Source organism: Vibrio sp. 811 (assembly GCF_033339195.1).
In genome coordinates this window covers 1-620 of record NZ_JAWOUB010000561.1, presented here as the reverse complement: position 1 = coordinate 620, position 620 = coordinate 1, and the positions used below count along the sequence as shown (strand labels likewise).

Annotated in this window: 1 protein-coding gene; it reads left to right on the top strand. The window is 47.7% G+C overall.

Going from position 1 to position 620, the window contains the following annotated elements:
* Window positions 1-620 (top strand): quinolinate synthase (locus R7Q46_RS28100; protein WP_318078426.1); only part of this gene is annotated, 620 nt, incomplete at both ends.

The following is a 620-nucleotide window of genomic DNA, read 5'->3' as shown; positions in this document are numbered from 1 at the left end:
TGAGTCGGCTAACATTCTGACACCAGAAAAACGAATTCTAATGCCAACGCTGGAAGCGGAATGTTCACTTGATCTAGGTTGTCCGGCGGACAAATTCAGTGAATTCTGTGATGCACACCCAGATCATACGGTTGTTGTCTACGCAAACACTTCTGCGGCAGTGAAAGCTCGTGCTGACTGGGTGGTCACATCAAGCATCGCGCTTGAAATCGTGGAACACTTAGACGCTGAAGATAAGCCAATTATTTGGGGACCAGACCGTCATTTGGGTTCATACATTGCCAATAAAACGGGCGCAGATATGTTGCTTTGGCAAGGTGAGTGTGTAGTGCATGATGAATTTTCTGCTGATGCACTTCGTAAGATGAAGAGTGTTTACCCAGATGCTGCGATTCTTGTTCATCCAGAGTCACCAGCAAGTGTGGTGGAATTGGCTGATGCTGTCGGCTCTACAAGTCAGCTTATCAAGGCTGCGAAAGAACTCCCTCACCAACAAATGATCGTGGCAACGGATAAAGGCATCTTCTTTAAGATGCAACAATTGGTGCCAGAAAAAGAATTGATCGAAGCGCCTACGGCTGGTGCTGGCGCGACTTGTCGCAGCTGTGCACACTGTCCTT